The organism is Paraburkholderia adhaesiva (genome assembly GCF_021390575.1).
Classification (GTDB): Bacteria; Pseudomonadota; Gammaproteobacteria; order Burkholderiales; family Burkholderiaceae; genus Paraburkholderia; species Paraburkholderia adhaesiva.
In genome coordinates, this window is sequence record NZ_JAJEJQ010000002.1 from 1717284 (window position 1) to 1739855 (window position 22572).

Annotated in this window: 25 protein-coding genes; 15 read left to right on the top strand and 10 right to left on the bottom strand. The window is 63.8% G+C overall.

What is annotated here, in order from left to right; translation table 11 throughout:
- Nucleotides 1-94 precede the first annotated feature (94 nt).
- Complete coding sequence (locus L0U80_RS23310) at nt 95-1591, bottom strand: AMP nucleosidase (protein ID WP_373322277.1); 1497 nt, start codon at nt 1589-1591, stop codon at nt 95-97.
- A gap of 176 nt (nt 1592-1767) precedes the next feature.
- On the opposite strand from L0U80_RS23310, the gene L0U80_RS23315 reads away from it, so the two are divergent.
- The 3 genes from L0U80_RS23315 (at nt 1768) to L0U80_RS23325 (ending at nt 4189) form a co-directional block, all read left to right on the top strand.
- A complete protein-coding gene (locus L0U80_RS23315) occupies nt 1768-2163 on the top strand; it encodes a hypothetical protein (RefSeq protein WP_233870765.1) in 396 nt (131 codons plus the stop codon).
- A gap of 224 nt (nt 2164-2387) precedes the next feature.
- A complete protein-coding gene (locus tag L0U80_RS23320; protein ID WP_233870768.1) occupies nt 2388-3395 on the top strand; it encodes a homoserine kinase in 1008 nt (335 codons plus the stop codon).
- Entirely contained in the window at nt 3386-4189 is an 804-nt protein-coding gene (locus L0U80_RS23325; protein ID WP_233870771.1) for a BPSS1780 family membrane protein, read from the top strand. Before L0U80_RS23320 ends, L0U80_RS23325 begins: the two co-directional genes overlap by 10 nt.
- Nucleotides 4190-4317: 128 nt before the next feature.
- Here L0U80_RS23325 and L0U80_RS23330 read toward each other — a convergent pair whose 3' ends face one another.
- Nucleotides 4318-4494, bottom strand: a complete 177-nt coding sequence (locus tag L0U80_RS23330) for a DUF3563 family protein (RefSeq protein WP_233870774.1) — start codon at nt 4492-4494, stop codon at nt 4318-4320.
- A gap of 113 nt (nt 4495-4607) precedes the next feature.
- Nucleotides 4608-5834 (bottom strand): extracellular catalytic domain type 1 short-chain-length polyhydroxyalkanoate depolymerase, encoded by a 1227-nt coding sequence (locus tag L0U80_RS23335; protein WP_233870791.1) that lies wholly within the window; start codon nt 5832-5834, stop codon nt 4608-4610.
- Between the two features lie 279 nt (nt 5835-6113).
- Here L0U80_RS23335 and L0U80_RS23340 point away from each other — a divergent pair, with 279 nt between their 5' ends.
- Nucleotides 6114-6815 carry a phosphatase PAP2 family protein gene (locus L0U80_RS23340; protein WP_233870794.1) on the top strand — a complete coding sequence of 234 codons (702 nt, stop codon included), beginning with the start codon at nt 6114-6116 and terminating at the stop codon, nt 6813-6815.
- Nucleotides 6816-6823: 8 nt separating this feature from the next.
- Here the strand turns inward: L0U80_RS23340 and L0U80_RS23345 are convergent, their stop codons facing one another.
- Nucleotides 6824-7693 (bottom strand): TOBE domain-containing protein, encoded by an 870-nt coding sequence (locus L0U80_RS23345; protein ID WP_233870797.1) that lies wholly within the window; start codon nt 7691-7693, stop codon nt 6824-6826.
- Nucleotides 7694-7763: 70 nt separating this feature from the next.
- The gene (locus tag L0U80_RS23350) at nt 7764-9365 is read right to left on the bottom strand and encodes a CHAD domain-containing protein (protein WP_233870800.1); all 1602 of its coding nucleotides are present in this window, start codon (nt 9363-9365) and stop codon (nt 7764-7766) included.
- Between the two features lie 257 nt (nt 9366-9622).
- On the opposite strand from L0U80_RS23350, the gene L0U80_RS23355 reads away from it, so the two are divergent.
- The 4 genes from L0U80_RS23355 (at nt 9623) to L0U80_RS23370 (ending at nt 12565) form a co-directional block, all read left to right on the top strand.
- The gene (locus L0U80_RS23355) at nt 9623-9841 is read left to right on the top strand and encodes an HP1242/YdcH family protein (RefSeq protein WP_233870803.1); all 219 of its coding nucleotides are present in this window, start codon (nt 9623-9625) and stop codon (nt 9839-9841) included.
- Nucleotides 9842-10090: 249 nt separating this feature from the next.
- On the top strand, nt 10091-11224 hold the full coding sequence (ppk2, locus tag L0U80_RS23360) for a polyphosphate kinase 2 (protein ID WP_233870806.1): 1134 nt from the start codon (nt 10091-10093) through the stop codon (nt 11222-11224).
- A gap of 548 nt (nt 11225-11772) precedes the next feature.
- On the top strand, nt 11773-12201 hold the full coding sequence (locus tag L0U80_RS23365) for a YybH family protein (RefSeq protein ID WP_233870809.1): 429 nt from the start codon (nt 11773-11775) through the stop codon (nt 12199-12201).
- A gap of 211 nt (nt 12202-12412) precedes the next feature.
- On the top strand, nt 12413-12565 hold the full coding sequence (locus L0U80_RS23370) for a hypothetical protein (RefSeq protein WP_233870812.1): 153 nt from the start codon (nt 12413-12415) through the stop codon (nt 12563-12565).
- Between the two features lie 266 nt (nt 12566-12831).
- Here the strand turns inward: L0U80_RS23370 and L0U80_RS23375 are convergent, their stop codons facing one another.
- Nucleotides 12832-13212, bottom strand: a complete 381-nt coding sequence (locus L0U80_RS23375; RefSeq protein WP_233870814.1) for a BON domain-containing protein — start codon at nt 13210-13212, stop codon at nt 12832-12834.
- A gap of 297 nt (nt 13213-13509) precedes the next feature.
- Between L0U80_RS23375 and L0U80_RS23385 the strand changes: the two genes are divergently transcribed.
- Nucleotides 13510-14481 carry a bifunctional helix-turn-helix transcriptional regulator/GNAT family N-acetyltransferase gene (locus tag L0U80_RS23385; protein ID WP_233870817.1) on the top strand — a complete coding sequence of 324 codons (972 nt, stop codon included), beginning with the start codon at nt 13510-13512 and terminating at the stop codon, nt 14479-14481.
- 52 nt (nt 14482-14533) lie between these two features.
- On the top strand, nt 14534-15268 hold the full coding sequence (locus tag L0U80_RS23390) for a metallophosphoesterase family protein (RefSeq protein ID WP_233870820.1): 735 nt from the start codon (nt 14534-14536) through the stop codon (nt 15266-15268).
- A 20-nt stretch (nt 15269-15288) separates the two neighbouring features.
- Here L0U80_RS23390 and L0U80_RS23395 read toward each other — a convergent pair whose 3' ends face one another.
- Nucleotides 15289-16725 carry an aminotransferase-like domain-containing protein gene (locus tag L0U80_RS23395; protein ID WP_233870823.1) on the bottom strand — a complete coding sequence of 479 codons (1437 nt, stop codon included), beginning with the start codon at nt 16723-16725 and terminating at the stop codon, nt 15289-15291.
- 177 nt (nt 16726-16902) lie between these two features.
- On the opposite strand from L0U80_RS23395, the gene L0U80_RS23400 reads away from it, so the two are divergent.
- Nucleotides 16903-17268, top strand: coding sequence for a hypothetical protein (locus L0U80_RS23400; RefSeq protein WP_233870825.1), 366 nt, complete (start codon nt 16903-16905; stop codon nt 17266-17268).
- A gap of 105 nt (nt 17269-17373) precedes the next feature.
- Here the strand turns inward: L0U80_RS23400 and L0U80_RS23405 are convergent, their stop codons facing one another.
- Nucleotides 17374-17757, bottom strand: a complete 384-nt coding sequence (locus L0U80_RS23405) for a tautomerase family protein (protein WP_233870828.1) — start codon at nt 17755-17757, stop codon at nt 17374-17376.
- A gap of 97 nt (nt 17758-17854) precedes the next feature.
- On the opposite strand from L0U80_RS23405, the gene L0U80_RS23410 reads away from it, so the two are divergent.
- Complete coding sequence (locus L0U80_RS23410; protein WP_233870831.1) at nt 17855-18709, top strand: LysR family transcriptional regulator; 855 nt, start codon at nt 17855-17857, stop codon at nt 18707-18709.
- A 22-nt stretch (nt 18710-18731) separates the two neighbouring features.
- Here L0U80_RS23410 and L0U80_RS23415 read toward each other — a convergent pair whose 3' ends face one another.
- Nucleotides 18732-19376, bottom strand: coding sequence for a hypothetical protein (locus tag L0U80_RS23415; protein ID WP_233870834.1), 645 nt, complete (start codon nt 19374-19376; stop codon nt 18732-18734).
- 122 nt (nt 19377-19498) lie between these two features.
- Between L0U80_RS23415 and L0U80_RS23420 the strand changes: the two genes are divergently transcribed.
- Together L0U80_RS23420 and L0U80_RS23425 are read left to right on the top strand one after the other, a co-directional pair.
- The gene (locus L0U80_RS23420; RefSeq protein WP_233870837.1) at nt 19499-19933 is read left to right on the top strand and encodes an MbcA/ParS/Xre antitoxin family protein; all 435 of its coding nucleotides are present in this window, start codon (nt 19499-19501) and stop codon (nt 19931-19933) included.
- Nucleotides 19930-20631: an RES family NAD+ phosphorylase gene (locus L0U80_RS23425; protein WP_233871554.1), complete on the top strand. Its 702-nt coding sequence runs from the start codon at nt 19930-19932 to the stop codon at nt 20629-20631. Before L0U80_RS23420 ends, L0U80_RS23425 begins: the two co-directional genes overlap by 4 nt.
- A gap of 43 nt (nt 20632-20674) precedes the next feature.
- On the opposite strand, the gene L0U80_RS23430 is transcribed toward L0U80_RS23425, so the two are convergent.
- Nucleotides 20675-21409 (bottom strand): metallophosphoesterase, encoded by a 735-nt coding sequence (locus L0U80_RS23430; RefSeq protein ID WP_233870840.1) that lies wholly within the window; start codon nt 21407-21409, stop codon nt 20675-20677.
- A gap of 373 nt (nt 21410-21782) precedes the next feature.
- Between L0U80_RS23430 and L0U80_RS23435 the strand changes: the two genes are divergently transcribed.
- A complete protein-coding gene (locus L0U80_RS23435) occupies nt 21783-22439 on the top strand; it encodes a DUF1345 domain-containing protein (protein WP_233871557.1) in 657 nt (218 codons plus the stop codon).
- Nucleotides 22440-22572: the final 133 nt, after the last annotated feature.

The following is a 22572-nucleotide window of genomic DNA, read 5'->3' on the forward strand; positions in this document are numbered from 1 at the left end:
AAGCGGCACGCAAGTCAGACAGTCCGGTTTTACTTAGGCACTACGGGCGATCCGAAATGACTGAATCGCCCGCCAGCAAAAGCATTCATGTTTCCTACTGAAACGCCACCTCCGCAAAGCTTCTCAGCTTACGACTGTGCAGCTTATGCAACCCGTTTGTGCGCAGAATCTCCATCGCCTTCACGCCGATCTGCAAATGCTGGTCCACCTGCGCGCGATAAAACGAATCAGCCATACCGGGCAGTTTCAGCTCGCCGTGCAACGGCTTATCGGAGACGCAAAGCAGCGTCCCATACGGCACCCGGAAGCGAAAACCATTCGCCGCGATCGTCGCGCTTTCCATATCGAGTGCAATAGCACGGCTCTGCGAGAGACGCTGCACCGGCTCACGGTGATCGCGCAACTCCCAGTTGCGGTTATCGACGCTCGCCACCGTGCCCGTGCGCATCACGCGCTTGAGTTCCGGGCCGTCGAGCTGCGTGACCTGCGCGACCGCGCGCTCCAGTGCCACCTGCACTTCCGCGAGCGCGGGAATCGGCACCCATAGCGGCAGATCCGCATCGAGCACATGATCCTCGCGCACGTAGCCGTGCGCGAGCACATAGTCGCCCAGACGCTGCGTGTTGCGCAGCCCCGCGCAATGGCCAAGCATGATCCACGCGTGCGGACGCAGCACCGCGATGTGATCGGTGATCGTCTTCGCGTTCGACGGCCCCACGCCGATGTTGACCATCGTGATGCCGCTGCCGTCCGCGCGCTTGAGGTGATACGCGGGCATCTGCGGCAGACGCGCGGGCGGCGTGCCTTCGTCGTCCTGTTTGCCGAGATTCGCGTTGTACGTCACGACGTCGCCGGGCTCCACGAACGAGGTGTATTCGCTGCGATAGGTGCGCAAGTCGGCGTCCTCGGTGCGCGCCATCATCGCGCGGCCGAGCTTCACGAATTCGTCGATGTAGAACTGGTAGTTCGTGTAGAGCACGTAGTTCTGGAAGTGCGTGGGCGATGTCGCCGTGTAGTGCTTGAGCCGGTGCAGCGAAAAATCCACGCGCGGCGCGGTGAAGAGCGCAAGCGGATGCGGTTCGCCCGGTCCCGGCACATACGTGCCGTTCACAATGCGGTCGTCGAGCAGCGCGAGGTCCGGCGTGTCGAACACGTCGCGCATCGCCACGAGGCGCTCGCGATCGAGTTCGCCTTCGAGGTGGATGCCCTCCGCAAAGGCGAAGTGAATCGGAATGGGCTGATCCGACACGCCCACGTCGATCGACACGTGATGGTTCTTCGCAAGGAGCCGCAACTGCTCGCGGTAGTAGTCGCTAAAGAGGTCCGGCCGCGTGACCGTCGTTTCGAACACGCCGGGGCCCGCCACGAAACCGTACGAGCGGCGCGAGTCGATGTGCGTGTTGACTTCGGTGCGGATGCGCACAGTCGGATAGCACGCGCGCACCCGGCGCTCCAGCGCCTCGCCGCGGCGGTAGCGCGCGAACGCGTCGCGCAGGAACGACGTGTTCGCCTCGTAGATCGTGGAGAGCTGGGCGACTGCATCGGCGGCGTCCTCGTAAGACGCGGTCGGGAATTCGTGCGCGGGCATCATGAGCGGCCGCGCGTTGGTGTAGTTGTTCATCGTCATTCGCCTCCGGTCGGTCAAACCACATTACCACGGAACTCCGGCTTTCTGACGACACCCCTCGCCGCCGTACGGTGCCTCGCGGCGAGGGGCGGGGCAGCGGCGGATTTGCTAAAATTCGAGGATCGAACCGGAGAATCATCATGAAGTCGCTCCTTCCCGTTGTCGCCGCAGTCACACTCGCGATTTGCGGCGCCGCCATGGCCGCACCCGCCGATGACGCGAAAACCGCCGTCGAAGCCCAGTCCGCGAACGAACGGGCCGGTCTGCCAGACCTCGCGGCAATCAACAACGAGCCGGCCGCGAACGTCACGTCGAAGGTCGATGTCAACGTGCCGCGCACGCCGAGTTTCCACCTGGTGACCCCGTCCGGGACGGAAGTCACTGAGTTCCGCGACAAGGGCAAGCCCGTCGAAATCAACGTGCGCTCGAACCTGGGTACGCGCTACACGATGAGCGCGCCCGCGGATACGTCGCCGCAAGTGCGCCCGAACGGTACGCCCAGTACGCGGCTGCCGTCGGTCAACCTGCGCTACTGATACCTGATACCTGATAAGCAGCGCCGTCCGCCCGCTCCAGGTGCCTGGCAGACGGCGCGTTTCACCGGGCCACGGATTCGCTGCGAATCTGCGCCCAGGGGCCGGGCGTCACTAAGCGCCCTTCGCCCCTGAGCCGGCCACAAGTCTGCTGAAAGTCCGATAAAACACGTCGGCCGCACGTGCCAGCGCCGGCCGCCTGACAACACAACCAACCTACTTCCCGCATGGCCGTCTTCACCGCTGTCACAGAAACCCAGCTCGGCGCATGGATGCGCGACTACGATCTCGGCGACGTCGTCGAATTCCGCGGCATCCAGTCCGGCATCGAAAACAGCAACTTCTTCCTGACGACGACGCGCGGCGAATACGTCCTGACGATCTTCGAAAAGCTGTCGGCAGACCAGTTGCCGTTCTACCTCGACTTGATGCGCCACCTCGCGTCGCATCGCGTGCCGGTGCCGGACCCCATGCCGCGCGCCGATGGCGCCCTCTTCGGCCTGCTACACGGCAAGCCGGCGACGATCGTGACGAAGCTCGACGGCGTGCCCGAACTCGCGCCTGGCGTGGAGCACTGCACGGAAGTGGGCCAGATGCTCGCGCGCATGCACCTCGCCGGTCGCGACTTCAAGGGCGATCAGCCGAATCTGCGCAGCCTGCCGTGGTGGGAAGAAACGGTGCCCGCTGTGCTGCCGTTTCTCGAAGAAGCACAGCGCGACCTGCTTTCGGGCGAGCTTGCGCACCAGCGCGCGCTTTTCGCCTCGCCGGATTACGCCGCGTTGCCTGGCGGCCCGTGCCACTGCGACCTTTTCCGCGACAACGTCCTGTTTGCGCACGCGAATCCGGCGCCGGGTCATGAGGTACGCCTCGGCGGTTTCTTCGACTTCTATTTCGCAGGCTGCGACAAGTGGCTGTTCGACGTGGCGGTCACCGTGAACGACTGGTGCGTGGACCTCGCGACGGGCAAACTGGACCACGCACGCGCCGTTGCGCTGCTGCGCGCCTACCAGACAGTGCGCCCGTTCACGCCCGCCGAAAAGCGCCACTGGAACGATATGCTGCGTGCAGGCGCGTACCGCTTCTGGGTATCGCGCCTGTATGATTTTTACCTGCCGCGCTCGGCGGAACTGCTCAAGCCGCACGATCCCGGCCACTTCGAACGCATCCTGCGCGAGCGCCGCGCCGGCGATGCATCCGATGCCCTTCATCACGCAGAGCCAGGTTCATGCAACTAATCGAAGTTCCCGCGAAAACGGGCTACGTCTGGTTCCGCCAGGGAATCTGGCTGTTCCGCCGCAGCCCGCTCGCGTTCCTCACGCTGTTCTTTACGTATCTGCTTGTCGGGACGCTTATCTCCGCCATCCCGGTCGTGGGCGCCGTGCTACCGCTCATCTTCGTGCCTGGCGTGGCGGTCGGGTTCATGGCAGCCTGCCGCGACACGATTGCGGGCAAGCCGGTTTTCCCGACCATTCTCGTCGACGGCTTCCGCGCCTATGGCCAGACGACGGCGAAGCGCCTTTTCGCGCTCGGCGGCATCTATGTGGCGGCGATGGCGCTCGTGCTCGCGGCATCGGCGCTCGTGGATGGCGGCACGCTGCTGCAGTTGATGACCGTCGGTGGTTCGATGGATGCCGAGTCGTTCGGAAACAGCGAGACACCGCTCGCGCTGCTCGCGTCGATGGTGTTGTACGTGCCGGTAGCCATGCTGTTCTGGTTCGCACCCGTGCTGACGGCATGGCACGACGTGCCGCCTGCCAAGGCGATGTTCTTCAGCCTGGTGAGCTGCTGGCGCAACAAGGGCGCCTTCGTTGTGTACTGGGCGTTGTGGATGGCGGTGTCGATCAGCGTTTCGCTGGTGCTCACGCTGCTGGCACAGGCGCTCGGTGCTGGCGAATTCGCCCCGGCTCTGCTGATGGCGGCGCTCATCGTCGTGGTGACGATGCTCTACTGCTCGTTCTACGCCACTTATCGCGGCTGCTTCGGCGTCCAGGAGCAGCAGGCCGGCGATCCAGCCGACCCCAGCCGCTGAAATCCTGCTCCGGGCGGCGTTTTGCGCGCCGTCCGCTCTCTCAGGTCTAGTGCGAAGCCACGTGCGTGGTCAACGGCGTTACCCGCCAGCACCACGTGCGCTACATGTGTGCCGTCCAGGCACCAGAATCAGCGCTGGCTCATCCAGGCCGGATGACGCGTCGCCTTCTCGCGGTCAAGCTTGCGCAGACGGAATTCCAGATCGTAGATATCGACCGCGTCTGCAAGGTAGGCCTCTTCGCGCTCTCTTTCGACCACGGCGGAAGGCTTCATGATGGACAGGAAAAGACGGCTCAGGAATTGCATGATTCAGACCTGCTTCGAAAAGATATTCGCCCCGATGGGATGACAGAATTATAGGGTAAACCCTAAGCTCCTGTCAGCCATCGGAGTCGAATAACACTTCGAATCGGTCGCCGCTAGCCCGTCCCCTTGGCCGGTTCGACGCACCAGGCATCGTTGGCCGCTTCACGGCGGTGGCCCTCGAAAAAGCTCCAGATCATCGCGCTGGCGTCCGGCCCCGTCGCCGAGTGGAAGGGTACGGCGTCGTCGCCGCCGCTCCATGCGTGATCGAGATCCGCCACACGGCACAGGCGCACCACGCTCGCGCCCCGGCGTGCGTAGTCCTGCACGACGAACCCCTCACGCTCCGCTTCGCGCGACCTGACATCAGGCCGTACTCCGTCCGAGTCGGCGAGGCCATTCAATCGCAGAAATTGCACCGTAAGCTGCTCGGCATTGATCGGTGCGACCACGCCGTCGTCGTCGCCCTGCACGACGATCGCGGGCATGCCGGGGTGTGCCTCGTCGCCGAGCTGCCGTTCGAGCAGTTCGACCGGATCCTTGTGAAGCCCCCGCCGCATGACATCGAGCGCGGTGACACCCGAGCTGGCCTCACCGAATGCCGGCCCGGAATGCAGCGCGACCGCGGCAAACCGCCCGGGAGCACGAACCGCCAGCAGCGCCGCGAGACCGGCACCCGCCGACAACCCCGCGAGATAGACGCGCGAGGCGTCGAAGCCATACTCCTCGAGGAGCGCATCGACGAGCGAGACGACCGCCGCCGCCTCGCCGCCGCCAGCCTCGTCGCGGGCGTCGTACCAGTGCCAGCATTGGTGCGGGTGGGCGAGTTCGGACTGTTCGGGATACACCACGGCAAAGCCGTACCGGTCGGCGAGCAGGTTCATGCGCGTGCCTTCGGCGAATGTGTCCATCGACTGTTTGCAGCCATGCAACATGACGACGAGCGGCATTCCCGCCGTACGCCGGTTCGCCGGCAGGTAGAGGCCGTGGTGCAGTGCGCGCGATGCGCGTTGCGGCGTGGCCGGTACGATGTGTTCGGCGCGGCGCCATTCACCGGCGGCCCAGGCAGCCGCACGCGGGCCTACGCGAGATTCGCGCGGAGGCGTTGCCGGAGTTGCCATTCGGGATGTCGCCTTATGCGACGCTACGGCGCGTGCCGCGGCGGCACGTGGGGCGCCTGTACCGGGCGCTTGTGCGGTTCCGGTTTGCGCGTCCCGCCACGGCGGCGGGGGATGCTTCGTGTGACGGGCCGCCTCGCGCATCATCGTGCGGGCAGCCCGCGTCTGGACGGCGAGCAGACGTCGCACGCCAGTGGCCCACAACTTCGTCAGATTGTTCGTCATCGTCATCCTCACGAAAGAGGGTCGGATACGGTGCGGCAATCCACCGCGCCGCTTCGTTGTGCATTGCACCATAGCATCAAACGAACGAGGTTGCAGAGCTGTGCGCGCAAACCCTGCCGGACGATCGTGCAGCGCATCCTGGATGTTGGCGGGACGCGAACCGCCGCGCCCGACGTGCGCGGCTATACTGCAAAAATATGTGAGGTGCGTGTCTGTCCCTCCACTCGCTCGTGCGTTAAACAAGTAACCCTTTCCACTGCGTCGTCACGGCGCCGACTCATGCCAGACCTACCCCTTCACATGTGGTATGCGATCACGAACCTCGGCGGCGCGGGCCTCACCCTGCCGCTCGCGCTCGCGATCGCCCTCTGGCTTGTGACCGGCTACTCCTGGCGCATGGCGGCAAGCTGGCTGCTGCTGCTTGGCGGAGCCGTCGTCCTCGTGACCGCCACGAAGGTCGCGTTCCTCGGCTGGGGCGTGGGCGTGCGCGATCTCGACTTCACGGGCTTCAGCGGCCACGCCGTGCTGTCCACGGCCGTCTATCCGGTTGCGTTTTTCCTGATGCTGCAAGGCGCGCGCACGCCGATGCGGATCGCAGGCGTCCTCGTCGGGTTGGCTGTGGGGGTTGCGGTGGGCTGCTCGCGCGTCGTGCTGGAAGCGCATTCGCCGTCCGAGTCCGTCACCGGTTGCCTGGTCGGCGCGTCGACGGCGCTGGCGTTCATTGTTTACTGGTGGAATGCGCAGTCGGGTCGTCTGACAGCGTCGGTGGTCGCCCTGAGTCTCGCCGCGCTCACGATCGCATTGCACGATGTGCGTGTGCCGACGCACCGCTGGGTCACGGATATCGCACTAACCGTCTCTGGTCACGAGCGGCCCTATGTGCGCGCCCGCTGGAAGGCCAACCGCGCGCCGCATTCACCGGCTTCGCCCATCTCGCAGACGCGCCGCACGGTTGCGCTTCCCGTGCCTGGTCACGCCTGAAAGCGGACTCAGCCGCCCACACCCAGAATCACACTCGAAGCCTTGAATACAGCCGTCGCGGGTACGCCGGCGGCCAGGTCAAGCGCGTCGACACTCGCGTCAGTCACCACGGCTGCGATCACCGTGCCCCCCGGAAGATCGAGCGTCACCTCGGCGTTCACCGCCCCGCGCCGCACGTGACCGACCGCACCCACAAGACGGTTGCGCGCCGAAAGCCGCGTGGCGGCCTCCTCCCCTGCAACCAGCACTACCGACGAAGCCTTGACGAGCGCAACCGCTGCCGCGCCAACAGCCAGCCCGAGCGCCTCCGTACTCTCGCGCGTCACGACCGCCACCACCGTCTGGCCGCCCGGCAGTGTCATCGACACCTCGTCGTTCACCTCGCCGTGCACGATTGCCGCCACGGTGCCGTAGAGCTGGTTGCGTGCGCTCGTGCGCAGGCTGAAGCGGCTGAGCAGCGCCCAGTCGCTGTCGAACGCCTGCGCGGAATCGGCTCCGCCGAGCCCGCTGGCCGCCGCCGCCCGTTCGAGGAAACGCTGATGCTCGCGTTCGATCGCCCGCCAGGTCTCGATGAGGCGCAGCGCCCGCGGCGTCAGGGTCGTTCCGCCGCCGCCCTTGCCGCCAGTCGCGCGCTCGACGAGTGGAACGCCCGCGAGATTGTTCATTGCGTCGATGGCATCCCAGGCGCCTTTGTAGCTCATGCCGACCGCCTTCGCCGCGCCCGTGATCGAGCCCGTTTCGCCGATCGCGGCGAGAAGCGCGATACGCGCAGCACCACCGAGCATTTGCTGGCCGGACTGAAGCCAGACCGAGCCGCCGACGCCGAGGTCGTGCTCAGCGGCCCCGGTGTCTGAAGAGGACTGTGAGGAAGGATTCATCGCGGAGTGGCGTGGTGCAGGGCTGATGGAGGTCGGGCGTTCGATTATAGAGAGGACGGGCAACGACGACTCAGCCGCCGGAGACTTTCGGCTTGTGCAATTCGCGCAGCAGTCGCTCGCCCTCGCGCGCCGTGTAGCGCTTGACGGCTTCGCACCACCCGCGCGCGAAGCCGATCTGATACGGCTCGACCTCGATCATCTGAAGAAAGCGCAGCGCGACGGCCGCGTCGTTGCCGTCGCCCAGAACCGTCTGCAGCCGGGTGAGCGTGCGCACGGTCTCCGTGCGCGTGCGACGCGAGGTGGTCGACTCGAAGAACTCCAGCGTGTAACGCAGATACTTGGCATTGATGCGCGCGCGATGGCGGCTCGATTCGTCGATTGCCGTGAGCTTCTGCGTCCCGGCAAGGCGCGAGTAATACCGGCGCACGCGCCGGGCCGCATGCGCATGCAGCGGGCGGGCGTTTTCGCCGCCTGCGCGCGTGCGTCGCGCAAGCGCCGCCAGCCATTGCAGCCACGCCAGCGCGACGTGCGCATAGCGCGGTGAAGCCAGTGCCTCGCGCACCCGCTCACGCGCCGCGCGCCGCGCTGTTTCCGCCTCTTCGCGCACGGCGTCCCAGCGCGCGGCGTCGGTGTCGGCGGCGGCCAGCGCGGGCAAGGTCGACTCGACGAACACGTCGAGATCGCGTGCGTCGCCCAGCAGGCCGCCCAGCCACTTCAGATCCGGTTTGATACGTTCAGCCCACGTCTCATCCTGCCAGTGCGAGAAGATCCGCATCGCGGTGCTCAGCCGCCGCTGCGCGACGCGCATCTGATGGATGAACTCGGTCCTGGCCGAGTCGCGCACGGACGCGTCGTTGCCGAACCACTGCGTGCTGATGTTGCGGCCGATCACCACTAGCGCGGCGTCGGCGGTACTCACGCCGACCAGATCGACGGGTTCGGCACGCACGGCTTCGTCGTCACCGGCGAGGCCGCGTTCGCGGCGATCGGCCGTGCGCTCAAGTGCATCAGCCATCCGGACGAAGGCACGCAAGCTGGGAGAAAGCGCATCGACGAGATCGTGCGCACAGGCGAACAATGCGTCCACGACCGGTGCGTCGTCAGTCCCCTCGGGCCACGGCGCGCGCACGCGAAGCTCATTCAGCGACGGAATCTCGTCGCCCGCGTGGTTCGGATCGTGAAGACCGGCGTCCAGCATGAGCTCAACGTCGATGCCATCCCGCGTCCACCGCCAGCAACTGTGCTCGCCGTGCAGCTCGGCGACAGGCACAGGCACGCCTGCTACAGCCAGCACTTCCCGAAATGGCTCGGGTGCCGCGTCGAACAGGGAAGTGGCGAACCCGCTTGCGTCAAGCGGCGCTTCGAAGATGGACGTGAGCGCCGTGATACCCGGCGTACAACGCTGGCGATTCGACACGACGACCTGCTGGCGGTCGCGCCGGGTCTCGACGGCGACCCGCCAGCCCGCGCGGGTCAATCTGGCATCCTGATCGAACGTGATGGTCGTCACGCGCTCGTTTTCACACGACGCCGCAATGAGTTGCGGCAGCGCATCAGCCAGTGTCTTCGCGAGGGCCGTGGCGGTTCTGTCACGGGGAGGCCGGATATCGGCGGTCCCGTCACGCGACACGGGAAGGACGATTTCCAGCGCGATTTCGAGAACACGAACCATGAACGCTCCATAAACGAACGGACGCGCGAAACAAGGACCGGGAAAAATCGAAACGGCGTGAAGCCGACGTGAAGCCGACCTATTGTCCCCAATACTATACGGCTGTCTGCCAGGTCTGGGTGCCACACACGCCGATTGCGCGCACTCACTCTTCCCTGCTCTGACATCTTGACTATTATCAAGTCAGCAATTAGGCGGCAGTGAAAAAATGCTTACAACTTTGTTCGTACAAATCTGACGTTTGCAAGGAGTGTCGAGTGTTTCCCGAATACAGAGACCTGATTTCTCGCCTCAAAATCGAGGACGAGCATTTCGCACATATCTTTGATCGCCACAACGAGCTCGATCAGCAGATCAAGAACATGGAGGCCGGTATCGTCCCGGCCAACGGCGTGATGATCGAGAACCTGAAGAAGGAAAAACTTCAGCTCAAGGACTCGCTCTACCAGATCCTCCGCAAAGCTTCGAATGCCTGAATTTCACCGTGTGCCGGAGCACGGTGTACTTACTACACGGTCGCCGCAAGCGCGTGAACACGCGCTTGCTCGATCCTGTGCCGCGCCAGCAGGGCCGCTGGCGCGGTAGCGGGTACGGTGGCTGGCGCGGTGGCCGGCATTAAAGGGCGGATTTGCCGCTCCTGTGCCAACCATCGACGCCTGCAACAACGAAGGGACGATGCCGCCTCCAGGCTTCTTTGCCTTTCCGTAATCTCAAAAAAAATACCTATGCCAAAACTTGCCACGGAAACATCCTCTGCCTCGAAAGACTCCAACGAGCCCACCATCGCCCGCACGCAGCGCAACACCAGCCGAGGTGGACGGCTCGTGTCCGTCACGGCAGAGGAAGTAGAAAAGGACGCGGTCGACGATGCCGTGGAAGCGGCCACGCAGGTCAATGCAGGCTCGATGGGGGATGTCGTCGCAGCGGAAAACGCAGCGCACACGCCGCCCGCTTCGGTGATCGAGTCGATCACGGCGCTGATGAAAGGCATGTCGCCGGACGAAGCCACCCAGTTGCGCAGCCTGATTCTCGAGGGAAATCCCGCCGACCTGGTCAATGCGCGCTCGCGCCATCCCGACGACGAACTTGCGGCAGGCTGGCGCGAAGGCAACTATCCGTACCGCAACCTGATGTCGCGACGCGCGTACGAACGCCAGAAATACCGACTGCAGGTCGAACTGCTCAAACTGCAAGCGTGGGTGCGAGAAACGGGTGCGCGCGTCGTCATCCTGTTCGAGGGCCGCGACGCGGCCGGTAAGGGCGGCACCATCAAGCGGTTCATGGAACACCTGAACCCGCGCGGCGCGCGCGTCGTCGCACTGGAGAAACCCACCGAGGTCGAACGCGGCCAGTGGTACTTCCAGCGCTACGTGCAGCACCTGCCTTCGGCGGGCGAGATCGTGCTGTTCGACCGCTCCTGGTACAACCGCGCGGGTGTCGAGCGCGTGATGGGCTTCTGCACGCCCACCGAATACACCGAGTTCATGCAGCATGCACCGGAATTCGAGCGCCAGTTGATCCGCAGCGGCATTCATCTGATCAAGTTCTGGTTCTCGGTGAGCCGCGCCGAGCAGCGACGCCGCTTCAAGGAGCGCAAAGTTCACCCGCTGAAGCAGTGGAAGTTGAGCCCCGTCGATCTGGCGTCGCTCGACAAGTGGGACGAATACACGGTCGCCAAGGAAGCCATGTTCTCGCAGACCGACACCGCGGACGCGCCCTGGACCGTGATCCGCTCGGACTGCAAGAAGCGCGCACGCCTGAACGCAATGCGCTACGTGCTGCACAAGCTGCCCTACACGAGCCGCGATAGCAAAGCGATTGGATCCGTCGATCCGTTGCTCGTGAGTCGCGCGCTGTAGCGCGCACTCGCGCCGTGTGCCGGAGCGGATGCGGACACGGCGCGTCGTAATTCTTGCTGCGACCGCGCAGCCGGATCGCGTAATGCGATTGTCCGCGCTCTTCAACGTTTTGCCGTGAAACGACGCGATTTCCTGACGCTGCGTGCGTCGAGCGCCATGACCGCAGCGTTTCCGTCATGCGTCATGATTGCAGCGGCGGACGATCTGCGCGCCATGGTCCCACGACGCTTACCTGTGCGTACTGCCGCTCCTGACAATGGCGACCACTCTTGTTGCGTGGGAAGCATGCCCTGCCTGCAGTGACATCCGGGACCTGAACGGCAATTCAGCTAGTTGTGCCTGCAAACGTCTGCAGGATGCCCCCTCAGTATGAGTCATGCATAAGCTGTCGCTCTGAAATTACAGTTCGACACGGGACTGTTCATGCAACGCCTCGACAAAGCGAGCGTTAAGCCGTGTTTTGCAGTAGTCTGATTTGCGTTTGACGAACGTTTGCTGTGCCAACCGGGTCCTAACCGCCATCGCAATCTGATCCAGGAGCAAACACTGTGGACAAACTCGCCGATCCAATACTGCAGGTCCTGCACGACTACAAAGCTGCGGTTTTCGCAAAAGACGTCGATGGTTTTGTCGCCCTGTACGACCGTGACGTATCGGTCTTCGACATGTGGGGTGTCTGGTCATACAACGGCATCGCGGCGTGGCGCAGCATGGTGGCGGGCTGGTTCGGTTCGCTGGGCGCCGAAAGCGTTGTCGTGGATTTCAGCGAAGCGCAGACGATCGTCTCTCAGGACCTCGCCGTTGTTCACACATTCGCGACATATAAAGCTGTTACTGGCGACGGCGCGGTTTTGCGTTCTATGGACAACCGGCTGACCGTCACGCTCAGGCAAAAGGACGACGCGTGGAAGATCATCCACCAGCATTCGTCCGCGCCTATCGCACTCGATACAACACAAGTGATATTCAAGCGTTGATGGGTGCCCGCCGTAACGGCGGGCACCACAACCACAACGGCACTGGTATGGAATCTAGTCAGCTATCGACGATTGCAGACACCACGTGCCGTTCAGTCTTGCGCGCTTATTGCACCTTTATTGCACCTTGTTAGCCGTCTCCTTTGCAAGCAGACGCTGCGCCTGCCGATCCCCCTTGGCGGCTTCCTGTGCGGTTTGAACCGAGGTCTCCGTGGCTTCCGCCAGCAATGCACGCGCCTCGCTGCTGATGGTGACCGTCGACGACGACGTGGGTGCGCTGGTGCTCGATCCCGACTTCGAAGAACTGCTGGTGCTGGACGTTGCGGCCGTCGACGCTGAACCCTTACTCGATGCGACAGATTGACCGGTCGCCTGGGCGTTATTTTGTGTAATCGCCTGAATGGACATCTGATTCTCCCGATAGAAGATGTGGGTACTGCGTTCTATCTATCGGCCTCGATTTATAACGCTTGAGAAGTATATTTTTTTCGTTTATCGCTATTCTTAAGCGTCTGTTAAGGCCTGATATGAATCATGCCCACGCACCACTATTCGCGATCACCGCAATACGGGTACTCGATCGATTCCGTCTCTCCGCCGGTTCAATGGTTCGATGCAACAGGACGTTGCTCAACTCCCTGCATCCTCATCGTGCGCTTTCAATCTGTTCGACACGGCCCTGACTCCGAGCACGTTTCGCGCTGCGATGCCAGCGCGCGAGATCTGCCAGCTCTCCGGCACCCATCCGGTTAGCGTAACGACGCCGAGGCGCGCCCTGATGTGAATCTCCGAATCATCCAGATCCGGTACGCGCCTGATGGCACGGCGAACGTCGCGAATGATCGACGTGTCTGGCCTCGTGCCAGGCGGCGACGTCGAAGCCGCCACCCTTTGCACGCCCGCCCCGGCCGGTGTGCTCGCACTAGTTTGAGCGTTCGCATACGTTGCACAACTCGCGATGGCCGCAAAGAACATTGCTCCGATTATTCCGCCCGCGCCGCTTGTTTTCATGCTGCCTCCTTTGGGCTCTGCCAGCCTGGCAGGGGAAAATGGTATGCGTCGACAAGTGTCGACAAGCAAGCAACGTTGTGCGTTTCGCCTTGCGTGCGATTGAAGCAGTACGCAAGTATCGAATTGAAGAATACCTGGAATTGTCAAAACGGTACTCGCCAGAGTGCTCCGGACCCCACATCCTCGACGACGCGAACGGCGTCATGCCGTCGATTCACGCGCCAGTGAAACCCGCCTTGACCGGGTTGCGTCTCGCAACTAATATTGATTGCGAATCGCAACTTTTCTGGACGAGCCATGGATTTCATCGACGCTCCCGCGAAGCCCCGCGACACAACAATCCTCGAACTCCGCGACTTCTCCCGCAAGCTGGTTCGCGAACTAGGCTTCATGCGCGCGACCCTTGCCAATAGTGATCTGGCACCTTCAGCGGTTCACGCTGTCCTTGAAATCGGCATGACGCCAGGCATTAACGCGAAGGACCTGGGCAACATCCTGCGTCTGGACAAATCGAATACCAGCCGGCAAGTTGCGCGTCTCGAAGCGGACGGATACGTGGAGCGTCGCGTATCCAGCGACGATGCGAGAGCGTCCGAGTTGTACCTGACGGCGGAAGGAAAGAAACTCCGGAAGAAGATTGACCAGTTTGCGACGGATCAGGTGTCCAACGCCCTCCGACGCATGCTTCCCTCCGACCAGCAAGCCCTGCTCCGCTCCCTCGCGCTATACGCCGATGCATTGGCGAAAGACAACGACATCACGGCGACGGGTACGACGCTGGAACCGACGCCCATCGTCGAAGGTTATCAACCCGGCTGCATCGGCGATATTGCGAGCCTGCATGCGCGTTTTTGTTCAGAGCACTGGGGGTTCGGTTCGTACTTTGAGAAGAAGGTCGCAACTGAACTTGCGGAGTTCGCGGACGCACTCCCCGCCGAAGGCAAAGCACTTTGGCTTTATCTCGAGAACGGCCGCGCGCTCGCTTCTCTCGCCATCGATGGAGATGTCGGGGCTGGAATCGCACGTTTGCGCTGGTTCATCGTGGACGATTCACTGCGCGGCACTGGCATCGGTCGGCAACTCATGACGCGGGCAATGCGCTTCGTGGACGAGCAGCGGTTTCGCGAGACGTACCTTTGGACATTCAAAGGACTGGATGCCGCGCGCCATTTGTACGAGCTGTCTGGTTTTACGCTGACCGATGAATTTGCGGGTACGCAATGGGGCACTGAAGTGATCGAACAACGTTTTAGTCGGGTCGCCAGCTAACCGCCGATTTTTTCCAGCAATACAACTGCCTTCGACTACACCCATTATCGCCATGAAAATCGCTGTGTTATCCGACATTCACGGTAACCTCGCTGCGCTAGACGCCGTGCTGGAAGATATTCGTTCCGCTGGCGCAGACCTGATCGTCAATCTCGGCGACATTCTTTCCGGTGCGCTGCATCCACGCGAAACCGCTGATCGATTAATGCCTCTCGATCTTCCGACTATCCGGGGCAATCATGAACGACAGGTGCTAACGGTCAATCGCGAACGTATGCGGCTATCCGACCGCTGGGCACTCGATTGCCTGCGTCCGGATCAACTTGCCTGGATCGCCGGATTGCCTGATACGTTGTCGCTTGACGAAGATATTCTCCTCGTCCACGGGACACCGAAAGACGACCTGACCTACTTTCTGGAAACCGTAACGGACGCCGGATGCAGGAAGGCGACACACGACGAAGTCAAACTTCGCGCAGGGGATACGGATTCGAAGCTGATTCTTTGCGGTCACACGCACGTGCAGCGCGCGATGAAACTCGATGACGGACGCCTGATTGTGAATCCCGGCAGTGTCGGCCTTCAGGCTTACGAGGATGACCAGCCTTTTCCTCATCGCGTGGAAATGGGTTCACCGCACGCGCGATATGCCTTTGTGGCCAAAACCGGACTGGACTGGAAAGTCGAATTCCGCGCGGTTGAATATGACTGGGACACCGCATCGGCAACGGCACAATCCAATGGACGGCATGACTCGTCCGTCGCGCTTCGCAGTGGCCGTTGTTGAACCAGCGGTTGAAAGAGCGCTTACGCCCGGGCGAGTCGCCGCACTATCGACGCAACGGTCACCATGGCGCTTTCGAGCTCCTCGCAACGCGGCGTGCCGCAATTGATGCGCAGGAAACGATCGAATCGATTCGAATTCGAAAACATGAATCCCGGCGCCACATAGACCCCTTGCTCCAGCGCCTCTTCGAACACCGCCTCGGAAGACACGCCGTCGGGCAGCGACACCCACAGACATAGCCCACCGCGCGGCAGTGTGAGACGCGTGCCGGCCGGAAAGTTCGCTGCAATGAACCGGGCTGTCCATTCCCGCTGCGCCCGCAAGGCGGTGCGCAGCCGACGCATATGCCGGTCATAGCCGCCCGTCGCCAGAAAATCGGCCACTGCCCGCTGCGACAGCATTTCGTTGGGACGTGACAGCGCGAACTTCAGCATGGCTATCCGGCCATGCCACCGGCCGCCCGAAAGCCAGCCGATGCGCAAGCCAGGCGCCAGCAGCTTGTGGAGCGATGCACAGAAGATCACGTTGCCGGTTCGGTCGTGGGACTTGATGGCGGGCGGCGCTTCGTCGTCCACGGTGCCGGACAGACAATCGTCCTCGATCAGCGCCACACTGTGCTCCTCGCACAACTGCATCAGCCGAAGCCGATTTGCATCCGGCATGATGCTGCCCAGCGGATTCTGCAGCGTGGGGACGACCACGACCGCCCGGAGTTGCGGCTCGGTACGGATTGCGAGGTCAAGCGCCTCAAGCGACATACCCGTGGTCGGGCTGCAAGGGATCTCGAGCGCGCGAATATTCAGGCTTTCCAGGATCTGTAGCAATCCGTAGTAACAGGGCGATTCCACGGCAACGACATCACCGGGCGCGGCCACGGCGCGTAACGCCAGTTGCAATGCTTCGGTGCAACCGTGCGTTATCAGTATCTCGTCGGGCGACAGCGTCATGCGGTGTTGCAGCGCGAGCCTGGCCAGCGCCGCACGCAGTATCGGGTCTCCCGAGGGTGTGACGGCCCGACCAAGGACGTCCGGATCGCCGCGCAGCACCCGGCTGGTAGCCTGATTAAGCGCAGTCAGCGGATAGAGCGACGGTGCACCGCGGGCGCCGCCAAGACTGAAACGTATGGCGGCGCCATGGCTGCGCGCGAGAACCGAGGCAATACGCTGGTGGATGCCGACGTACTGGGCGGAGTCGGGCACTGCGGACACCGGTTCGTCGAGCGGCGCCAAACGCAAGGAAGCGGGTACGCAAACGAAGTAGCCGGAGCGCGGACGCGCCTCCAGCAGACCATCGGATTCGAGCTGCCGGCAAGCCTGTAGCGCGGTGGACAGGCTCACCGCGTGCTGGCGCATCAAGACCCGTACAGACGGCATCCGGTCACCCGGCGCCAGTGCGCGGGCGCGAATGGCCTGGCGGTAATGATCGGCGACTTGCTGGTAGAGCGGGACGGAATCCATGCGCCATGATCACGTATTCAGGGACGCCCGTACAGATGCAGTAATCGACGTATTGGACCGGAACAGATCTGATTATTTTGCTCTGTTCCGATCCGGGTCCCGATTTCCTGTGCCGGTCCGACGGCTTGCGCTGGCGGTAGCCTGAAGGCTCCTACCACCGCTCCCGAGGAGACGACCATGTCATCCCCCGTCACAGCTCCGGCATCGCAACGACTGACTCTGCCAGCCGGACAGGCGCTGCGTCAACGCATGGCGCGAGGCACCGTCGTGCATGTCGAGTCAGGCCGGATCAACGTGCGATTGCCGTTCCAATGGCTCGCGCAGACAGCATGGCGCCCCGAGCACCCGATGTCGGCTGGCAACGTACTTGTCATTGAGGCGAGTGGGTGGCTCGAAATCACCGGCGAGGCGCAAGCCGTCATCGAAGTTCGGCCGCCGGCCGCTTCCGCGTGGCGTCGAGGGCTGTGGCGAATTCGCGGGGTATGGGCTCATTCGTCGCATGCGGACAACGCGACCGCAAACTCGTCGCCCGTCGCGCGGTGAGACACATGGGCGGCGCGACAGCGCCGCCCGGCTACAGTCAACCATTTCGATCGACTGAGTTAGGCGCAAAGGCGAAGCATCGACGATGCAGCGCCCCACTCACTCTCAAGTGGCATATTGCGCGATGCCATTGCCGAACGACCAATTCTCCCGCGCCACGTCCACGAGATTGACGAACACGTCTTCGGGCCGCACGCCCGGACTTTCCGCGAGATTGCGCGCGATCTGCGCAAAGAGCGCTTTTTTCTGATCCTGTCCGCGTGTGTTGCTCACCGCGATCTGGATCATCACGAGGTCGTCGCTCCGCTCAATGCCGAGGTAATGCCGGCCGAAGAAAAAGTTATCGGCGTCGTGCTCGTTCACGAGCATGAAGATGTCGTCTTCGGGCGCCTTGAACACTTCCATCAGTGCGCCGTGCACGCCTTGTGCGAGCGCCTGGCGATATTCGGCTGACTTGCCGGCGCGAACCGCAATCCGGGTAAATGGCATGTCGTTCTCCTTCGGGTAACTGAACATGACAGGAGTCTAGGCAAGCACTATCATAATAAACAGCCATGATTGCCTATTTCATCCATTTACGTTTGAAATGAAAACACTCGACCTCGATGCGGTGCGAGCCTTTGTGCTGGTCGCCGAGCTGCGCAGCTTCACGCGCGCCGCCGACGCGCTCGACACCACGCAATCGGCCGTCAGTCTCAAGCTCAAGCGCCTCGAAGGCCACCTCGGAAGGCGGTTGCTCGAACGAACGCCTCGCGTCGTGCGGCTTTCGGCGGATGGACTCGCGTTCCTCGGCGCGGCGCGCGATCTGCTGGGCGCGCACGAGCGAGCGCTCGGCATGCTGGCCGATGACGAGCGGCGGCTCTCGCTGGGCCTGAGCGAGCACGTCGCCGACGCGCAGCTCGCACGACAGCTTGCGAGCCTGCGCGCTCATGATCCTGGGCTCGTGATCGAACTGCATCTTGGCCTCTCGGCGGCGCTGGTCGCGCAATACGACGAGCGCCGGTTCGACGCGGTGATCGTGCGCCAGGAGGAAAGCGAGATGCCGCGCGCCGATGCCCAGCCGCTCTTCGCCGAGCCGCTTGTCTGGCTTGCGGCACCAGGATTCCAGTGGCAACCGGACGGCACGCCGCTGCCGCTCGCGCTGCTGGCGGGGCCGTGTGCCGTGCGCGCGACCGCCATCCGCGCGCTCGACGCGGCGCAAATCGGCTGGAGCGAGGTGTTCGTGGGCGGTGGGGTCGCCGCGGTCGGCGCAGCGCTGGAGGCGGGGCTGGCGATTTCGCCGCTCGCGCGGCGCGTGGCGCCCCGTGGGCTCGTCGACGTGGGAGCGCGGTTCGGATTGCCCACGCTGCCCGCTTCGCGCGTGCTGATGTACTCGCGGGTCCGTGAGCCGCGCTCTGCGGCCACGCTGCAATTGTTTGCAGCCAGTCTGGAGGCAGGGTGAGCGCACGCCGGCGCTCGTATCGTCAGTGCAGAATCGGGGGCAGTGCCTGCGGTTGCGCAATCGCGGGACTATGCGGCTGGACAGCCGGTGCGGAAGGCGTCTGGGCGACAACCTTGTCATGCGGTGCAGGGAGCGCCTCGGTAGGCTTTGACGCGTTCGCAGCCGGGGCGTGTGCGGGCACGGAATGCACCGAGCTCGCGGCCGGTTGTTGTCGGGTTGAACGCGCCGTGCTGGCGTGGACTTGAGGCGCGTGTTGTACGCTCGCCCGCGTTGTGCTCGCGTGAGGCTCGGCGTGCCGTGCGGTTGCGTCGGGCTGCGTGTGTCGCGCCGAGGCGTGAGCCTTGCGCGAATGCGGATCGCCGTGCGTTGCAGCGGCGCTCCGCTCTCCGGAACGCGGTGACTTGTGCCCGCCCGCCTTTTTCGCAGTCATCGTGGCGGTGCCCGCGGCCTTGCTCTTCGCCTTGCTGGCCGACTTCGCGCCATGGCTGCGTTCACTATGCGTCACGTGATGCGCACTGCCGCTCCGTGCATGAACCTGCGCGCCATGCTTGCCTGCATGCGCCGCCCCCTGACGAGCCTCAGGCGGGTTCCAGGTCTCCTTGACCTGCCCGGCTGCCATCGCCGTCGACATCCACATTGCCGCGACCAACACTGCTACTGCCCGCACGCCGCCCTCCTGAACACCCGTCAAAGTCTGTCAGCTACAGGTCGGCGATTATACCCAGCCCAATCTTGCAATAATCCATATATGGACTAATATTTATCAAAAGTTCATATTAGGACTCAATCATGCCGCACGCGTCCGCCGCTTCGTCAGCCACGCCTGCTCGACGACCAGGCGCAGAACCCTCGCTCACGGAGATGTCCGCGGCTGGCTTGCGTGCCTTCTTCAAAATCGCGCACGACTGGGACCTGGGCGTCGACGAGCAGATCGTGCTGCTCGGTTCGCCGGGCCGCTCGACGTTCTTCAAGTGGAAGCACGCGCCGGAAAGCGCGCGCCTTGGCCGCGACACGCTCGAGCGTCTGTCGCTGCTGCTCGGCATCTACAAGGCGCTGCAGATCCTGCTGCCGCAGCCCGCCGCAGCCGATGCCTGGGTCAAGCGTCCCAACAGCGCACCGCCGTTTGGCGGGCGGCGCGCGCTCGACCGCATGCTGGCGGGCAATATCAGCGATCTCGTGGCCGTGCGTCAGTACCTCGATGCGATGCGGGGCTCATGGGCGTGACGCAGGCGAACTGGCAAGACCGCTGGCGCAGCGCGCCGCTCGCGTGGACGCCCGCGTACCGCGTGATTCCCACCCGCTTTCCCGCCGTGAACCTGTTCGACCGCGTGGCGTCGCCAGAGGACTTCGACGCCCTCTACGCGCTCGAAGCGCTGACCAACGACCGGCTGCGCACCGAAACCGGCGACCTCGATCTCGTGCCGCGCGAAGAACGCCGCTTCGGGCCCGGCTACGGACCGATCATGGCGGCGTTCACCCACCTGAATCCGCTGGGCAGCCGCTTTTCGGACGGCACCTACGGAGTGTTCTATTGCGCTCGCTCGCGCGAAACCGCGATCGCGGAGACGCGCTATCACTCCGGGCTGTTTCTCGCCGCGACCAGCGAGCCGCCACTGCGTCAGCAGATGCGTCTCTACACCGTCGCGGCTGAAGGCGACGTGGTGGATCTGCGCGGCGATCCCACGCTGGATCCCACGGTGCTGTCCCCCGACGACTATTCGGCGGGCCAGGCGCTTGGCCGCGCAGCACGCGAGGCGGGGGCGCCCGGCATCGCGTATCCGTCGGTGCGCGACGCGGGCGGCGAATGTCTCGCGGCGCTGCGCACGTCGCTCGTGCGCGCGTGCCATCACGCTGCGTATCTGGAATACAACTGGAACGGTCACACCATCGACATGGTGTTCGAGTTAAACCGTATCGTCTGAAGCCGGAGGTCTAAACCGCGCTGAACTGCGCCGAACCGCGCGTTCAGGGCAGCGCGAAGCCCGCCGCGCCCGCTTTGCGCGCGTCGACCGTGGACACGGACCAGCGCCGCGTCGTGAGCGCCTCGACCATCGTGAGCCGGCCCTCGGCGATGAATGCACCGGTGTCGATGAACATATGCGAGCCGACCTGCCTCACCTCATGCACGGGCGTATGCCCGCAGTACGTGAGCGAGAGCGCACGCTTCGGTGGCTTGGCCGAGCCGAGCGCCAGCTCGCGGCCCCACAGCATCTGCTCGCGCACGGTGTCGCTGAAGCGGCCTGCGTCGAGGTCGTCGTCGTCGCCGAAGAATTCCGCGTGCAGCACGTTGAAGCGCTCAGCGCCCTCGCCCACCACGCGCACGAGCGGCAATCGACGCAACCGCTCCGCCTCGCGCACGAGTTCGCCGTCGGGCAACGCCTCGGCCCAGGCGCCGCCGATGCCGTACCAGCGGTAGCGCGGCAGGGTCCCTTCGGCGACGGCGCACAACGTGTCCTCGTGATTGCCGAGCACCGGAAAAAACCACGGCTCGTCGATGAGCGCGAGCGCCTCCTCGCTCTGGTCGCCGCGGTCGACGAGATCGCCGACGGAAAAGAGACGGTCGCGCGACGCGTCGAAGCCGGCGTCGTGAAGCAGATAGCGCAGCGCATCCACGCAGCCGTGCAGGTCGCCGATCACAAAATCGCGGCCGGCACGGTTGCTCTCGTGATGCTGCACGACAGGGACAGAAACGCGTGTCATTTCTTCATAATAGTCCGGCCCGCGACGCCCGTATGCGCGCCGCGCCGCTCTCGGCGCACGAGCGTTCGCGACTGTTTTCAGCACCCTTACTGCGCCCTGCACGCAGCGCGCCGACCTGGTCGGGCATGATCGTCGCCCGCGGATTGACCAACTGTTTCGCCACGTATTCGAGATCGCAGCAATCCGATCGTTGGTCAGTTCGGTGCCGAACGGGGGCACCAGCACAAATCGTCCGCTGCGCGCGCACGCAGGTCATGATCGAACGCAGGTTTATCCTGACCGGACGCGCCACACAGCGAGATATATCGCTCCGCATCACCGGATGCGCGCTGTAGAATCGCCGCCACCCGCCAACGCCTCACATCCCGACGACATGAACCTCTACCCGCAGGTGCTTCGCAACCGTCCACACATGACGCTCGGCCTTGCCGCAGGCCTCCTGGTCGCCCTGCTGTCGCCGGCCAGGCTCACGCCTACCGCGCGCATCCTGCTCGGCTGGGATGCCGCGGTCTGGGTTTATCTCGTCCTCATCTGGTTTCACATGGCCTTCACCACCGAGGAAGGCGTGCGCAGCCACGCACAGCGCGACGACGAAAACGCCGTCACGGTCCTGTTCGTGATCTGCGTGGCGGCTGTTGCGAGCATTGTCGCCATCGTGCTCGAACTCGGCACGACGAAGGACCTCGGCATCGCATCCAAGGTGCTGCATTCGGTCATTACGGGCCTCACGCTGGTCGGCGCGTGGTTCCTGATCCCGACCATCTTTACGTTGCACTACGCACGCGTCTACTACGAGTCCGAACCGGACGCGCCCGCGCTCGTCTTCCCGGATCGCGATCTCACGCCCAACTACTGGGACTTCCTGTACTTCTCGTTCACGATCGCCGTTGCGTCGCAGACGGCCGACATCGGCATGCGAGGACGCAGCGCGCGACGCAGCGTCCTCGCACAATCCGTCCTCTCGTTCTATTTCAACGTCGCGGTGCTCGGCCTGTGCGTGAACATCGCCGCTAGCATGGTTGGAAACTGACCGCCCTGCGTTCCCCGCCTCCGTCCCCCGCCGTCGACCTTTCACGTCGCGTCCATCGCGACCGTTCTCGCCCCAACTTCGGGCATGGCCTTTGCTGAACCAGCCCGCGAGATGCCTGGCTGCGTTCGCAGTT

What these genes read in the sequence shown, in the direction of transcription:
- L0U80_RS23310 (WP_373322277.1), bottom strand. Translation starts at nt 1,591, where the DNA reads ATGATGCCCGCGCACGAATTCCCGACCGCGTCTTACGAGGACGCCGCC.
- L0U80_RS23315 (WP_233870765.1), top strand. Translation starts at nt 1,768, where the DNA reads ATGAAGTCGCTCCTTCCCGTTGTCGCCGCAGTCACACTCGCGATTTGC.
- L0U80_RS23320 (WP_233870768.1), top strand. Translation starts at nt 2,388, where the DNA reads ATGGCCGTCTTCACCGCTGTCACAGAAACCCAGCTCGGCGCATGGATG.
- L0U80_RS23325 (WP_233870771.1), top strand. Translation starts at nt 3,386, where the DNA reads ATGCAACTAATCGAAGTTCCCGCGAAAACGGGCTACGTCTGGTTCCGC.
- L0U80_RS23330 (WP_233870774.1), bottom strand. Translation starts at nt 4,494, where the DNA reads ATGCAATTCCTGAGCCGTCTTTTCCTGTCCATCATGAAGCCTTCCGCC.
- L0U80_RS23335 (WP_233870791.1), bottom strand. Translation starts at nt 5,834, where the DNA reads ATGACGAACAATCTGACGAAGTTGTGGGCCACTGGCGTGCGACGTCTG.
- L0U80_RS23340 (WP_233870794.1), top strand. Translation starts at nt 6,114, where the DNA reads ATGCCAGACCTACCCCTTCACATGTGGTATGCGATCACGAACCTCGGC.
- L0U80_RS23345 (WP_233870797.1), bottom strand. Translation starts at nt 7,693, where the DNA reads ATGAATCCTTCCTCACAGTCCTCTTCAGACACCGGGGCCGCTGAGCAC.
- L0U80_RS23350 (WP_233870800.1), bottom strand. Translation starts at nt 9,365, where the DNA reads ATGGTTCGTGTTCTCGAAATCGCGCTGGAAATCGTCCTTCCCGTGTCG.
- ppk2 (WP_233870806.1), top strand. Translation starts at nt 10,091, where the DNA reads ATGCCAAAACTTGCCACGGAAACATCCTCTGCCTCGAAAGACTCCAAC.
- L0U80_RS23375 (WP_233870814.1), bottom strand. Translation starts at nt 13,212, where the DNA reads ATGAAAACAAGCGGCGCGGGCGGAATAATCGGAGCAATGTTCTTTGCG.
- L0U80_RS23385 (WP_233870817.1), top strand. Translation starts at nt 13,510, where the DNA reads ATGGATTTCATCGACGCTCCCGCGAAGCCCCGCGACACAACAATCCTC.
- L0U80_RS23390 (WP_233870820.1), top strand. Translation starts at nt 14,534, where the DNA reads ATGAAAATCGCTGTGTTATCCGACATTCACGGTAACCTCGCTGCGCTA.
- L0U80_RS23395 (WP_233870823.1), bottom strand. Translation starts at nt 16,725, where the DNA reads ATGGATTCCGTCCCGCTCTACCAGCAAGTCGCCGATCATTACCGCCAG.
- L0U80_RS23400 (WP_233870825.1), top strand. Translation starts at nt 16,903, where the DNA reads ATGTCATCCCCCGTCACAGCTCCGGCATCGCAACGACTGACTCTGCCA.
- L0U80_RS23405 (WP_233870828.1), bottom strand. Translation starts at nt 17,757, where the DNA reads ATGCCATTTACCCGGATTGCGGTTCGCGCCGGCAAGTCAGCCGAATAT.
- L0U80_RS23410 (WP_233870831.1), top strand. Translation starts at nt 17,855, where the DNA reads ATGAAAACACTCGACCTCGATGCGGTGCGAGCCTTTGTGCTGGTCGCC.
- L0U80_RS23420 (WP_233870837.1), top strand. Translation starts at nt 19,499, where the DNA reads ATGCCGCACGCGTCCGCCGCTTCGTCAGCCACGCCTGCTCGACGACCA.
- L0U80_RS23430 (WP_233870840.1), bottom strand. Translation starts at nt 21,409, where the DNA reads ATGACACGCGTTTCTGTCCCTGTCGTGCAGCATCACGAGAGCAACCGT.
- L0U80_RS23435 (WP_233871557.1), top strand. Translation starts at nt 21,783, where the DNA reads ATGAACCTCTACCCGCAGGTGCTTCGCAACCGTCCACACATGACGCTC.